At 67.9% G+C, this 13,550-nt stretch carries 13 protein-coding genes; 3 read left to right on the plus strand and 10 right to left on the minus strand.

What is annotated here, in order from left to right:
* Window positions 1-10: 10 nt before the first annotated feature.
* Window positions 11-1,603 (minus strand): response regulator, encoded by a 1,593-nt coding sequence (locus LQ564_RS01060; RefSeq protein WP_231056243.1) that lies wholly within the window; start codon window positions 1,601-1,603, stop codon window positions 11-13.
* A gap of 179 nt (window positions 1,604-1,782) precedes the next feature.
* Here LQ564_RS01060 and LQ564_RS01065 point away from each other — a divergent pair, with 179 nt between their 5' ends.
* Window positions 1,783-2,559: a DeoR/GlpR family DNA-binding transcription regulator gene (locus tag LQ564_RS01065; protein ID WP_231056244.1), complete on the plus strand. Its 777-nt coding sequence runs from the start codon at window positions 1,783-1,785 to the stop codon at window positions 2,557-2,559.
* Complete coding sequence (locus LQ564_RS01070; protein ID WP_231056245.1) at window positions 2,556-3,695, plus strand: MFS transporter; 1,140 nt, start codon at window positions 2,556-2,558, stop codon at window positions 3,693-3,695. Before LQ564_RS01065 ends, LQ564_RS01070 begins: the two co-directional genes overlap by 4 nt.
* Before the next feature lie 6 nt (window positions 3,696-3,701).
* On the opposite strand, the gene senA is transcribed toward LQ564_RS01070, so the two are convergent.
* From senA to hda, 8 genes are all read right to left on the minus strand, one after another.
* A complete protein-coding gene (gene senA, locus LQ564_RS01075) occupies window positions 3,702-4,862 on the minus strand; it encodes a selenoneine synthase SenA (RefSeq protein WP_231057337.1) in 1,161 nt (386 codons plus the stop codon).
* 19 nt (window positions 4,863-4,881) lie between these two features.
* Window positions 4,882-5,391: an RNA 2',3'-cyclic phosphodiesterase gene (gene thpR, locus LQ564_RS01080; protein ID WP_231056246.1), complete on the minus strand. Its 510-nt coding sequence runs from the start codon at window positions 5,389-5,391 to the stop codon at window positions 4,882-4,884.
* A gap of 9 nt (window positions 5,392-5,400) precedes the next feature.
* On the minus strand, window positions 5,401-6,249 hold the full coding sequence (panB, locus tag LQ564_RS01085; RefSeq protein WP_231056247.1) for a 3-methyl-2-oxobutanoate hydroxymethyltransferase: 849 nt from the start codon (window positions 6,247-6,249) through the stop codon (window positions 5,401-5,403).
* A 73-nt stretch (window positions 6,250-6,322) separates the two neighbouring features.
* Window positions 6,323-6,670, minus strand: a complete 348-nt coding sequence (locus tag LQ564_RS01090; protein ID WP_231056248.1) for a DMT family protein — start codon at window positions 6,668-6,670, stop codon at window positions 6,323-6,325.
* Window position 6,671: 1 nt separating this feature from the next.
* Window positions 6,672-7,145: a 2-amino-4-hydroxy-6-hydroxymethyldihydropteridine diphosphokinase gene (gene folK, locus LQ564_RS01095; RefSeq protein ID WP_231056249.1), complete on the minus strand. Its 474-nt coding sequence runs from the start codon at window positions 7,143-7,145 to the stop codon at window positions 6,672-6,674.
* Window positions 7,142-8,527: a polynucleotide adenylyltransferase PcnB gene (gene pcnB / locus LQ564_RS01100; protein ID WP_231056250.1), complete on the minus strand. Its 1,386-nt coding sequence runs from the start codon at window positions 8,525-8,527 to the stop codon at window positions 7,142-7,144. Before pcnB ends, folK begins: the two co-directional genes overlap by 4 nt.
* The gene (locus tag LQ564_RS01105) at window positions 8,520-9,194 is read right to left on the minus strand and encodes an HAD family hydrolase (protein WP_231056251.1); all 675 of its coding nucleotides are present in this window, start codon (window positions 9,192-9,194) and stop codon (window positions 8,520-8,522) included. Before LQ564_RS01105 ends, pcnB begins: the two co-directional genes overlap by 8 nt.
* On the minus strand, window positions 9,191-9,874 hold the full coding sequence (hda, locus tag LQ564_RS01110) for a DnaA regulatory inactivator Hda (RefSeq protein WP_231056252.1): 684 nt from the start codon (window positions 9,872-9,874) through the stop codon (window positions 9,191-9,193). Before hda ends, LQ564_RS01105 begins: the two co-directional genes overlap by 4 nt.
* A 226-nt stretch (window positions 9,875-10,100) precedes the next feature.
* Between hda and purM the strand changes: the two genes are divergently transcribed.
* Window positions 10,101-11,144 (plus strand): phosphoribosylformylglycinamidine cyclo-ligase, encoded by a 1,044-nt coding sequence (purM, locus tag LQ564_RS01115; RefSeq protein ID WP_231056253.1) that lies wholly within the window; start codon window positions 10,101-10,103, stop codon window positions 11,142-11,144.
* A 201-nt stretch (window positions 11,145-11,345) separates the two neighbouring features.
* Here purM and LQ564_RS01120 read toward each other — a convergent pair whose 3' ends face one another.
* Window positions 11,346-13,361, minus strand: a complete 2,016-nt coding sequence (locus LQ564_RS01120) for a S9 family peptidase (RefSeq protein WP_231056254.1) — start codon at window positions 13,359-13,361, stop codon at window positions 11,346-11,348.
* Window positions 13,362-13,550 lie beyond the last annotated feature (189 nt).

Genomic DNA, 13,550 nt, shown 5'->3' on the forward strand with positions numbered 1-13,550 from the left:
GCGAAGACGATCAGGGACAGGGCAGGGTGATCGTCAGCCGCGTGCGGCCGTGGCCCGTGTCCATGCTCACGCTGCCGCCCTGCACCTCGGCCATCAGGCGGATCGAGTAGGTTCCCAGTCCGCTGCCGCCGACCTTGTCGGACGGCGCGTACTTGTCGAAGAAGCGCTCGCGCGCCGCGGCCGGGACTTCGCCGGCGTTGTCGATCATGACGTGCAGGTTGCCGTAGCCCGGCGCGATGTTGACGCTGACCTTGCCGCCCGCGGGCGAGGCTTCGATGGCGTTCTTCAGCACGTTGTTGAACATCGAATAGCACAGCAGCGGCTCGCCCAGGCACATCACGTCCTCCGGCGGCGCGAACTGCAGCGCCACGTCGGCGCCGTCGCAGGCCAGCGCCACATGCCTGCATACCCGCGCCAGCAGCTCGCCCAGGTCGAACAGCTGCAGCGCCGCCTGGTAGCTGCCCTGCTCCATCTTGTAGACGTCCAGGGTCCGGTTGATCATCTCGAGCGCGTTCTCGGCCGCGGTCTCGATCATGTGGGCCTGCTCGCGCTGGGGTTCCGTGAGCTGGCCGGCGAGCAGGGACTGGCTGCCGTGCAGGGCCACCGCGATCGGGCTTTTCAGGTCATGGCGGGTGATGCGCTCGACGTCCTCGCGCAGGCGCGCGTTCTCGATCAGGAGTTCGTTCTGGCGCCGGATGTCCTGCATGGCGGTGGCCAGCAGCAGGTGGGCCGACAGGCGCGCCTTCAGGATGGTAGGGTCGGCCGGCTTCGACACGTAGTCCACCGCGCCCAGGCGCAGGCCGGCCACCACGTCCTCGCTGGCGTCGCGCGCGGACAGGAAGATGATCGGGATATGCGCGGTCTTCGGGTTGGCTTTGAGCTGGCGGCAGGTCTCGTAGCCGTCCATGGCCGGCATCATGATGTCGAGCAGGATCAGGTCGATGTGGAAGGCGTCCGCGATCTCCAGCGCCTTTTTGCCGCTGATCGCGACCTTGATCGCGTACTCGTCCTTCAGCACCCCGGCCAGCACCTCGATATTGGTCGGGATGTCGTCCACGATCAGCACCGTGGATTTCTTCACGCGCTCGCCGATCGGTGCGGTCAGGCCGATGACGTTCGATGCGGGCAGCAGGGCCGGCGCAGGTGCGGGCTCCGGCGCAGGGGCCGGGTTCGGCTTCGGCGCCGGTTGCGCAGGCCGCGCGAAGGGGTTTGGCGCCGCTTCCAGCGTCACGCCCAGCATGGCCATGAACTTGCTGGCGAAGCTGTGCACCGTGAAGGGCTTGATCATGTAGGCGTTCACGCCCGCCTGCAGCGCGGTGCGCACCGATTGCGGATTGGTCTCGGCGGTCAGCATCATGAACGGCGTGGTGGTGTAGCGGTGATCGGCGCGCATCCACTTGAGCAGGTCGATCCCGCTCATCACCGGCATGCCCCAGTCGCCGACCACGATGTCGATCTGCTGCTTGCGCATCAGGTCCTGCGCGGTCTTGCCGTTATCGGCCTGGAGCACGTTCAGGAACCCGAGCTCGGCCAGCACCTGGCGCACATGGGTGCGGATCAGGAGGTAATCGTCGACGATGAGGATGGCGGCGGACTTGTCCATGACGGTTCTCTTGCTTGAGTTGATGAAGTTTAGCAACTAATGATGAGGTCGCCTACGTGGAACGTTGTCGCCGTTGTGTGCATGCCCGCCTTGTTTTTGCGGGAACGGTCGTGTTTATCCGTAAACTTGCTTGTTTTTGCGTGTTTGCGTAGAGTGTCGGGCATTCAACAGGAGAATCCATGCAATTAGCCGAAGAACGGCGCCAGGCGATCGTCGACGCGGTCGAGCAGGATGGCCGGGTGCTGGCCGCCGAGCTGGCCCAGCGCCTGAACACGTCCGAAGACACGATCCGGCGCGACCTGCGCGAACTGGACGCGGCCGGCCTGCTGCGCCGCGTGCACGGCGGCGCGGTGCGGCGCGCGCCGCTGCCCAGCTTCGGCGAACGCGCCATCAGCGAGCTGCCGCGCAAGAACGCGCTGGCGCAGATGCTGCGCGACTGCGTGCGGCCCGGGGATACGGTGCTGATCGACGCCGGCTCGACCAACCTCGCTTTTGCGCGCCTGCTGGAAGACGGCCAGGCCGCCACCGTCGTCACCAACAGCCCGCAGGTGGCGCTGGCGCTGGGCGAATTCCGCCGCACCCGCGTGGTGCTGCTGGGCGGGACCTACAACGCGGCGAAGGGCGCGGTGATGGGCGCCTGGACTCTGGCCGAGCTGCAGGGACTGCGCGCCGACCTGTGCATCGTCGGCGTCTGCGCCATCGACCCCGAACGCGGCCTGGCCACCGAGGATGCGGAAGAAGCCACCATCAAGGCCGCCATGCTGGCCGGCAGCGCGCGCAGCGCGGCGGCGGTGCTCAATGAACGCCTGGGCGACAGCGCCGCCTTCCTGTTCGGCCGCCTGACGGAACTCGACCACCTGGTGCTCGAAGCCGACGCGCCGCCAGACACCATCGCCCGCCTGCGCCAGTCGGCGCCGGGTCTCGACATCCAACTCGCAGCAAAGGTCCGTGCATGACAGCGACAACATTGAACCAGGCCCGCTGGGCGGTCTCCACCGTCTTCCTGATCAACGGCGCCGGCATCGGTCTGTGGGCCGCGCACGTGCCGGTGGTGCAGGCGCGCCTCGGCATCGATACCGCGACCCTGTCGATGGTGCTGCTCACCATCGCCGCCGGCGCCCTGCTGGCGATGCCGCTGATGGGCGGCTTCACGGCGCGCTGGGGCACGCGCCGCATGACGCTGGTGGCGGGCTTCGCCTTCGTCCTCATGCTCGGCATCCTGATGGGCCTGAGCGACCTGACCCTGCTGTTCATCGCCGCCTTCCTGTTCGGCGTCGGCAACGGCGCGCTGGACGTCGCGATGAACGCCAACGCCAGCGAAGTCGAGACCGCGCGCGGCATCCCGACCATGTCGTCCTTCCACGGCTTCTTCAGCCTCGGCGGCCTGTTGGGCGCCGCGCTGGGCGGCGTGGTGATCGGCCAGGGCTGGGGCGACGGGCAGGGCGCGCTGGCGGCAGCCATTGTCAGCGGCGCCGTGCTGCTGGCTGTCGCGCCGCGGGTGATGTTCTTTGCCCCGACCCACGCGGGCGGCAGCCACTTCGCCCTGCCGCGCGGGGCCGCGCTCAGCCTGGGCCTGCTGGCGCTGCTGTGCTTCGCGGTCGAGGGCGCGCTGGTCGACTGGAGCGCCCTCCTGATGCGCGAACGCACCGGCGCCGAACCGGCCAGCGCGGCGCTGGCCTACTCCGCCTTCTCGATCGCGATGGCCGCCTGCCGCTTCGCCGGCGACCGCATGATCCTGCGTTTCGGCGCCATGCGCATCATGGTGCTGGGCGGCCTGGCCATGTTCGTCGGCCTGGCCACCGCGGTGCTGAGCACCGACTTCCTGCTGTCGGCCTGCGGCTTCGCCCTGATCGGCATCGGCGCGGCCAACGTGGTGCCGCTGCTGTTCGGCGCCGCCTCGCGCATCCCCGGCATGAGCGCCGGCGCGGGCGTGGCGGCGGTGGCGACGCTGGGCTACGGCGGCCTCTTGATGGCGCCGCCGGTGCTGGGTTATATCGCCGCGCACTCGAGCGTGATGGTCGCGCTGGGCATGCTGTCGCTGTCGGGACTGGTGATCGCGCTGAGCGCCGGCGTCATCAAGCGCAGCGCGTAGACACCTTCATAGGGCGCAACTGCGAAAGCCCGCGTAGATGTCGTCGCGCTCCGGCGTGAAGAAGTTGCGGTAGCGGGGCGAGCGCAGGCGCGGGGCGGTGGCGAAGGAGGCGCCGCGCAGGGTCTGGCGGCTGCCGAACCAGGGCGCCGAGTATTCGCGGTAGCGGTCGGGCGTGAAGCCGGGGTAGGGCAGGAAGGGCGATGCCGTCCATTCCCACAGCTGGCCCCAGGCGAATCCGGGGTGGCCGGAATGCGCGGCGAATTCCCATTCTTCCTCGCGCGGCAGGCGCCGTCCGGCCCAGCGGCACCAGGCCTCGGCCTCGTGCAGGGTGACGTGACGCACCGGGGCAGCGGGGTCCAGCGCCACCTGGCGGCCGAAGCGGATCCCGGTCCAGTCGTCCCCAGCGCGGCGCCAGTAGCGCGGCGCCTGCCGTCCCTGCTGCGCCAGCCAGTGGCGGCCGGCCCCGCTCCAGTGGCCGGGATCGTCATAGCCGCCGTCCTGCACGAAGCGGAGATAGGCGGCGTTCGATACCAGGCCGGCGTCGATCGTGAGCGGGGCGACGGTAAGCAGCGCCGCCGTTTTTTCGTTGTCGAACACGAAGCCGCGCGACTGGTCGCCGCCGCGCTGGAAAGCGCCGCCGGCGAAGGCGATCTCGCCTGCCGCTGCAGGCCAATCGGCGACGTCCTCCTCGACCGGGGCCGCCGCGCCCAGCGTCTGCAAGGTGTAGAGCAGGGCTTCGCCATGCATGTCTTCGTGCGCCAGCGCCAGCCGGTAGGGGTAGAGCGCGGCGTCGTCATCCGGCGCATGCGACAGGCGCGCGAGGATCGCCTTCAGCACGGCGCCGCAATAGGACTTGATGACCTCAGGCTGCAGGCCGAGGGTCCAGCGCGCCGCGTGCGCCACCCTGCCCGAATCGAACAGGGCGTCGCCCTGCGCCAGCAAGGACGCGCCGCCGGCCTCGCCCGGCGAACTGCCCGTCGCCTCGCGCAGCACGAACCATTCGGCGAACCAGGCCGCATGGCCCAGTTCCCACAGCGGCGGATTGACGATCGACAGGCGCGGCAGCCGCGCCGGGTCGTCGTAGCCTGCGGCCGCCAGCGCATCGAAGAGCGACAGGGTGCGCCGCCGCGCAGCGGCCAGGGCGGCGGCGAGCGCGCCGGCGTCCATCGTGCGCAACGACGCCTGCTCACCCATAGTCGCGCAGGACGGTGTAGACGCCGTCCTTCGATTCGACCAGCGCATAGCCGCGCACGTCCCACAGCACCGGCGGCCCTGCCGACGGCAGGACGGCAGTGCCGGCGCGGCGCGCCATCGTCACGTGCGGCCGGTAGGCGCGTCCCTCCGGCTTCAGCCCGAGGGCGACGAGGGCATCGGACAGGCGCGCGTGCAGCGCCAGCAGTTCCGGCGGCTGCACAAGCGGCTCCAGCACCGCGATCCCGTTATGCCACGCGGCCGGGCGGCCGAGCTCCAGGCGGAAGGGTGCGAAGGGGACGGCAAAGCCGTCGAGCAGCGCGGGCAGCCGCTCGCTCGGCAGGGCGCCGAGGAAGTGCAGGGTGACGTGCAGCTTGTCCGGATCGACGGGAGAGGCGCCCCTGGGCCAGGTCCAGGCGTCGCGCCATTGCGTGAGCAGGCGGCGCACCGCCGGATCCGGCCACAGGGCCAGGAACAGACGGGTGGTATCAGGCTTCCCGTCCATGGCCATCCTTCAGAAGCAGTGTTCCGGCGCCGGGAAGCTGCCGTCCTTCACCGCCGCCACGTAGGCGGTGACCGCGGCGTCGATGCTGGTCTGGCCCTCCATGAAGTTCTTCACGAAGCGTGCCTTGCGGCCCGGGAAGACGCCCAGCAGGTCGTGCATCACCAGCACCTGGCCCGAGCAGTCGGGACCCGCGCCAATGCCGATGGTCGGGATCGACAGCATGTTCGTGACTTCCTTGCCGAGCGCCGCCGGAATGGCTTCCAGCACCACCAGCGAGGCGCCGGCGGCCTGCAGCGCCAGCGCGTCGGCGCGCAGCTGCTCGGCCGCGGCATCGGTCTTGCCCTGCACCTTGAAGCCGCCGAAGGCGTGCACGAACTGCGGGGTCAGGCCGATGTGGGCGCACACCGGGATGCCGCGTTCGACCAGGAAGCGCACGGTCTCGCCGAGCCAGGCGCCGCCTTCGATCTTGACCATCTGGGCGCCGGCGCGCATCAGGGTGACGGCGTTGTTGTAGGCCTCGACGGGCGTGGTGTAGCTGCCGAAGGGCATATCGGCCAGCACCAGCGCCAGCTTGTTGCCGCGGGCGACAGACGCCGTGTGGTAGGCGACGTCCGCCACCGTGACGGGCAGGGTCGAGTCGTAGCCGGCGCAGACCATGCCCAGCGAATCGCCGATCAGGAGCACTTCGACGCCGCAGCGGTCCATCAGCGAGGCGAAGCTGGCGTCGTAGGCGGTCAGCATGGTGATCTTGTCGCCCGCCGCGCGCATGGCGAGCAGCGAGGGCGCGGTCACGGCCTTGCGCGCGCGCCTCAAGGCGTCGTTGGCGGCTGGGTTCTCGCCCTGCAGGTAAGCGCTCATGGGAATCCTTTAAAACGATCGTTCGGAAAACGCGTAGTGTAATCCGCTTGCGCGAAACGCGCAGCGAGGCGTTCTAGGAACGGAAGATGAAGTACACCGCCCCGACCAGGCACAGCGCCGCCCACACATAGTCGAGCTTGAACGGTTCGTTCATGTACAGCATGGCGAAGGGCACGAACACCGACAGCGTGATCGCCTCCTGCATGATCTTCAGCTGCGCCAGGCTGAACTGGGTGTGGCCGATGCGGTTGGCCGGCACCTGCAGCAGGTACTCGAACAGGGCGATGCCCCAGCTGATGAGGGCCGCGACGTACCAGGCGCGGTTGTTCAGGCTTTTCAGGTGCCCGTACCAGGCGAAGGTCATGAAGATGTTCGACAGGACCAGCAGGCCCGCGGTCTGGAACCAGATCGGCAATCCCATATCAGAAGACTTTCTTGACGGCCTGCTGGGCGACCAGCGGCAGGTAATCGTGGACCGGCCCGATGCCGGGAATGACGAGATCCGGCGCGATCTCGGCCAGCGGCGCCAGCACGAAGCCGCGTTCGTGCATGCGCGGATGCGGCACGGTCAAGGTATCGCTGTCGATCTGCTGCTCGCCATACAGCAGCAGGTCGAGGTCGAGCGTGCGCGGCGCGTTGCGGTAGGGGCGCTCGCGGCCGTGCGCCTGCTCGATGTCCTGCAGCGCGCCCAGGAGTTCGTAGGGATCGAAAGCGGTGTCGATGCAGGCCACCGCATTGATGTAATCGGGGCCGCTTGAATCGACCGGCGCCGTGCGGTACAAGCCCGAGGTCTCGGTCACGGTGGTGCCCTCCAGGAGGGCAAGCCGGCGCAGCGCATCGAGCACATTGGCCTGCGCGTCGCCCAGGTTGGCGCCGATCCCCACGAAGGCGATCATTCCTCGCCGCCTTGCGCAGCCGCCGGGCCTTCGCCGCCGGAGCGGCGCGGACCGCGGCGCGGCGGACGCTTGCGCTTCGCCGGTGCCCCGGCTTCGCCGCCGCGCGGACGCGCATTCGCCGCCGCCAGCAGCGCTTCGCGCTCACCGCCTTCGGCCGCATAGAAGGCCGTCCACCATTCGCCGATCTCGCCCGGCAGCTCGCCGGATTCGCAGCGCAGCAGCAGGAAGTCGTAGCCGGCGCGGAAGCGCGGGTGCTCCAGCAATTTATAAGGCGCCTTGCCGGTGCGGCGCTCGAAGCGCGGCTGCATGGCCCAGATGTCGCGCATGTCGGTGGCGATGCGGCGCTGCAGGGCCAGGTTCTCGGTCTGCGTTTCCAGCACGTCGTCGGCCGCCAGGTGCAGGGCCGGGATCGGCGCTTCGCCGGCGGCGCGGTAGGCGTTCCACTTCTCCAGCACCTGGTGCCACAGGAGCGAGGCGAACAGGAAGCCGGGCGAGACGCCCTTGCCGGCCTTGACGCGGCCGTCGGTCGATTCCAGTGCGAGCGTCACGAACTTCATGCCGATCGGCTGCTCCAGCACCACGTCCAGCAGCGGCAGCAAACCGTGGTGCAGGCCGGCCGAGCGCAGCTCCTTCAGGCAGGCCAGCGCGTGGCCCGACAGCAGGAGTTTCAGCATCTCGTCGAACACGCGCGCCGCCGGCACGTTGTCGATCAGCGGCGCCATGACGGGGATCGGCGCGCGCGTGGTCGGCTCGATGGTGAAGCCGAGTTTCGCCGCGAAGCGCACCACGCGCAACATGCGCACCGGGTCTTCGCGGTAGCGCGCTTCCGGCATGCCGATGATGCGCAGCGTCTTCGCGCGGATGTCCTCGATGCCGCCGTGGTAGTCCAGCACGGTCTGCGTCGCCGGGTCGTAGTACATGGCGTTGATGGTGAAGTCGCGCCGCGCCGCGTCCTCGTGCTGGGGACCGAAGTTATTGTCGCGCAGGACGCGGCCGTGTTCGTCCTTTGGCGCGTTGTCGCTGCCGTTGCCGCGGAAGGTCGTCACTTCGAGCAGGTCCTGGCCGAACATCACGTGCACGATCTGGAAGCGGCGGCCGATGATGAAAGCGCGCCGGAACAGGCGTTTCACTTGCTCGGGCGTGGCGTCGGTGGCGATGTCGAAGTCCTTGGGCTTCACGCCCAGCAGCAGGTCGCGCACGGCGCCGCCGACGACGAAGGCCTGGAAGCCGGCTTCCTGCAGGGTCTGGGTCACCGTGATCGCATTGCGCGACACGTTGCGCGGGTCGATCTTGTGCTCGTCAAAGCCGAGGATGACGGGCTGGGTCGGGTCGCGGCCGTCTTCTTTCACGCCGAGGATCTTGCGGATGAATTTCTTAATCATTGAATAGATGGAGTGTTGGCCAACCCTGCGCCTGGGCATGGGCGGCGAGCTTGGCGCTCGGGTTGGTGGCGACCGGGTGGCTGACGATCGACAGCAGCGGCAGGTCGTTGTGCGAGTCGCTGTAGAAGTGGCAGCGTTCGAAATCCTCGAAGCGCGCACCCAATCGTTCCAGCCAGGCGTGCATGTGAGCGATCTTGCCGGGGCCCGAGGTCGGGGTGCCGACGAGCTTACCGGTCAGGTTTCCGCTCGCGTCGTATTCCGGCATCGCGCCGATGTGGTGTTCGACGCCGAAGCGGGCCGCGATCGGCGCCGTGATGTGGTAATTGGTGGCGGTGATGATGGCCACCAGGTCGCCGGCGTCCTGGTGTTCGCGCACCAGCGCCAGCGCCTTCGGCTTGATGGCCGGCTCGATCACCTCGCGCATGTAGCGGGCGTAGATCGCGTCCAGCTCGGCGCGCGAAAAACGCGCCAGGGTGCCGAGGGCGAACTCGAGGTATTCGACCGGGTCGAGGATGCCGGCCTGGTACTGGGCGAAGAATTCGTCGTTGCGGCGGCGGAAGGCGGTCTCGTCCACGGCCCCGATGCGCACCAGGAACTCGCCCCATTCGTAGTCCGAATCGATCGGCAGCAGGGTATGGTCGAGGTCGAACAGCGCAAGGTTTTTCATTCTTTGGTTTCCGACTGCTGGTTTTCTTGCAGCAACAAATCACGCAGCAGCGGCAGGGTGACGGGGCGCTGGGTCTCGAGCGAATACTGGTCGAGGGCGTCCAGCATCGTCGCCAGCGACCGCATGTCGCGCTTGAAGTGAGACAACAAATAGGGTAACACGCTGGCCGACAGCGTCAAACCGCGCGCTTCGGCGGCTTGCGTGAGCGCCGCGATCTTCTCGTCGTCCGACAAGCCCTTGATCTGGTAGACCAGGCCCCATCCCATGCGCGTGCGCAGGTCTTCGCGCACCCCCAGCACGGCCGGCGGCACCGGGCCGGTGCAGACCATGTAGGCGCCGTGCTCGCGCACCTGGTTGAACAGGGCGAAGGCGTCGATCTGGCGCTTGGGCGACAGGCGGTCGGTATCGTCGAGCAGGTAGAGGGTGACGTCCGGGCTGTGCGTGAACTGGTCGGCCGGCGCGTCGAAGGGGATGTAGCGCGAGGCCGGGCTGGCCGCCAGTGCCTGCAGCAGGTGGGTCTTGCCGGCGCCGGTGTCGCCCCACAGGTAGGCGTAATGCTCGCGCGAAGCGCGCTGCGCGAACTGGTGCATCAGGTGCGCCAGTTCGGCATTCTCGCCCACCTGGAAGGTGTCGAGGCTGTGCGCCGGCTCGGCGCCTAAGTCGAGCACCAGCTGCTTCATGGCGTCATCAAGCCTGTGCTGGAGATCATCAAGCCACCGCCAGCCGGGATGCCGGGCGGAACGTGGATTGTGCGGGCTCCGGGGTCAGGAAAAAGGGCATGCCGATATTGTTATTCTGTTAAGCCGAGTAGAAACGGGAGTTCGATGGAAGCCGTTTTGTTAAAATAGCGGATTGACCAGGTTTGGGTCGCCGCCTTCTATTTTACCGCCTCCGCTGCCAAATACCATGAGCCAACCATCTAATGTTTCCCTCTCCTACCGTGACGCCGGCGTCGATATCGATGCGGGCGACGCCCTGGTCGAAGCGATCAAGCCCTTCGCCAAGCGCACCATGCGCGAAGGTGTCCTCGGCGGCATCGGCGGTTTCGGCGGCCTGTTCGAGATCAGCAAGAAGTTCAAGGAACCGGTCCTGGTCTCGGGCACCGACGGCGTCGGCACCAAGCTGAAACTGGCCTTCGAGCTGAACCGCCACGACACGGTCGGCATCGACCTGGTGGCGATGAGCGTGAACGACATCCTGGTGCAGGGCGCGGAACCGCTGTTCTTCCTCGATTATTTCGCATGCGGCAAGCTGGACGTGCCGACCGCGACCGCCGTGGTCAAGGGCATCGCCCAGGGCTGCGAAGAGTCCGGCTGCGCCCTGCTGGGCGGCGAGACCGCCGAGATGCCGGGCATGTACCCGGACGGCGAATACGACCTGGCCGGCTTCGCCGTCGGCGCGGTGGAAAAATCGCAGATCATCGACGGCAGCAAGATCGTGCCGGGCGACGTCGTGCTGGGCCTGGCCTCGTCGGGCATCCACTCGAACGGCTACTCGCTGGTGCGCAAGATCATCTCGGTCGCCAAGCCGGACCTGGAAGCCGACTTCCACGGCCGTAAACTGTCCGACGTGCTGATGGCGCCGACCCGCCTGTACGTGAAGCCGATCCTGGCCCTCATCGCGGCGATGGAAGTGAAGGGCCTGGTGCACATCACCGGCGGCGGCCTGGTCGAGAACATCCCGCGCGTGCTGGGCGAGAACCTGACCGCCGTGCTGGACGCCTCGTCGTGGACCATGCCGCCGCTGTTCACCTGGCTGCAGCAGCACGGCGGCGTGGCGGATTCGGAAATGCACCGCGTGTTCAACTGCGGCATCGGCATGACCGTGATCGTCTCAAAAGAAAATGCGGATGCGGCCATCGCCCAGCTGAAGGCGGCGGGGGAGACGGTGTATCGCATTGGCGAGATTCGTGCGCGTGAGGAAGGGCAGGCGCAGACGGTTGTTCAGTAATTCGATCTGCTGTTGACGAAACGGGCGCCGAGGCGCCCGTTTTTGTTTGCGTTTGTGGTACGCGACGAACCTGGATCCCGGCCTTCGCCGGGATGACGGTTTTGAAGCTGATGGATGAACAGCGTTAACTTAATTCTTGCGTTAGCAGGGGCCCGTCATTTCGGCGAAGGCCGGAATCCAATTTTGTTGAGCAGCCGTTGACTACTTGTTGGCCCCCGTCCCAATGTGCTTATCCAAAAACTTCTCCACCCGCCCCCAGAAATCCACCCTGGTCTCCAGCAGCGACCAACCATGCCCCTCCTCTGGATACATCACCCACTCCACCTCCTTGTTGTGCGCCGCCACCGCGTCGCGGAACTTGCTGCCGTGGTAGATCGGCACGCGGCGGTCGGCGCCGCCGTAGGCCAGCAGGACCGGCTGGGTGATGCGCGCCGCCTGCTCGATCGGTGAGGTTGCCTTGAGCTGGGCCGCATCCTTGACCTGGTCGCCGACCAGCAGCGGCATGCCGTGGATGCGGTAGTCGTCCTGCAGGTCGGACTTGAAGCTCCAGTGGCCGTCGTACAGCAGGTTGATGTCGGTGACGCCGAAGTAGTTGACCGCGCACTTGTACAGATCCGGGTCCTTCACCAGGCCCATCAGCGCCGCATAGCCGCCGTAGCTGCCGCCCGCGATGCAGATGCGCTGCGGATCGGCGTAGCCCTGGGCGATCGCCCAGCGCGCGCCGTCGGCGACGTCGTCCTGCATCGCCAGGCCCCACTGGCGCCAGCCGGCGCGGTAGTGGGCCTGGCCGTAGCCGCGGCTGCCGCGGAAGTCGGGTTCCAGCACCGCGTAGCCGCGCGACGCCAGGAACTGGGTCTGCCCATTCCAGCCCCAGTGGTTGCCGCGCACATAGGGGCCGCCGTGCACCAGCATCACCAGCGGCAGGTTCTTCTTCGCGCCGCCGGCCGGCAAGGTCAGCAGGGCCGGGATCTCGCGCCCGTCGCGCGCCTTGTAGCGCACCGGTTCCTGGCGTCCCATGCGGGCCGGGTCGATGCCGTCGCGGCTGCGGCCGACCGCGACCAGGGCGCCGGTCCTGGTGTTGTAGGCGCGGTAGAACACCGGCCGGGTGTCCGAGTACGAGCGCACCAGCACCCATTGCGCGTCCGGCTGCGAAGGTACCGAGATCGTATTGACGGTGCTGGGCAGCTGCTTGTCGACGGCTTCCTGGACCGCCTGCATGTCCTTGTCGAACCAGACGTTGGCGCGGGCGTCGGTCTCGATCGACACTCCCAGCACCTTGCCGCGCCGCGTCACCAGGCCGCCGGTGAAGTCGTAGCCGCGCGTAACCACCACCGGCTCGGGACTGAGCTTGCCGCTGGCCAGGTCGAAGGTGTGCAGCGATGCGGTGTCCTGGCCCGCCTGGGCCAGCACGAACAGGGCGCCGTCGGAGCCGAAGCCGACCGGCGCGAAGGCGCCCGGGCTGCCAGTATAAGTGGCGAATTCGGCGATGGTGCGCCAGTCGTCGCCACCCGGTTCGCGGTAGTGGATGGTGGTCTTGCCGCCCTCGCTCTGGGTGGCCAGGCGCGGCTCGCCCGCGTTGTCGAGCAGCCAGCGGTCGACGTTGCCGGGGCGCTTGACCGTCTTCACCTGTCCGGTCAGCGTGTCGAGCTGCAGCAGGTTGACGGTGCGGACCTCGCCCAGGTTGTTGAATTCGGGGCTGACGACGTAGGCCCGGCTCGAATCCTGGGCGCCGCGCTGGCCCAGCATGAAGGTATTCCAGGACAGCAGGCGGCGGTTGATGTTGGAGCCGGTCGCCATGGTCTCCTGCGGCGCGCGCCGGTTGGCCAGCTGGCGCATGGCTGAGCCGTCGCGGTTGACCGCATACAGGCCGCTGCCCAGGACCTGGCCGCCCGGGCCGGTCTGCTTGTCGCTGACGTTGTACAGCAGGCGCTCGTCGTTCACCCACTGGAAGTCGAGGATGTCGGCATCGCTGAAGCCGGCGACCAGGCGCGGCTTGTTGTCCTGCAGGTCGAGCACCACCAGCGCGTCGCGCCGGCCGGGCGCGCCCGAGATCGCGGCCAGGTAGCGGCCGCTCGGGGACAGCGCCGCGTCTTCCAGCAGCGGCTTGGAGAAGAAGGCTTCGATCGGGACCGGAGCCGGGGCCTCGGCCTGGGCAGGTGCCGCGGCGAGGAGGGCAAGGATGGCTGCGGCGGGCAGCGTGCGGGAAAGGATGGACATCGGATCGCTCGTTATAGTAGTCGTGGGCCATGCAGGCCCGGCCACCATACCAGTATTGATGCGCCGGCAAAATGGGCGGAAGTGCTTTCATGCTGGACGCATGCGCGAGACGTGAAGGCGATCCGATCGGGGGGGGGTGATTTTTCGATAAGACCGAAATCCAACGGTTGGCTGGGAAATCGGCAATTT

Source organism: Massilia phyllostachyos (genome assembly GCF_021044825.1).
In the GTDB taxonomy this organism is placed as follows: Bacteria; Pseudomonadota; Gammaproteobacteria; order Burkholderiales; family Burkholderiaceae_D; genus Telluria; species Telluria phyllostachyos.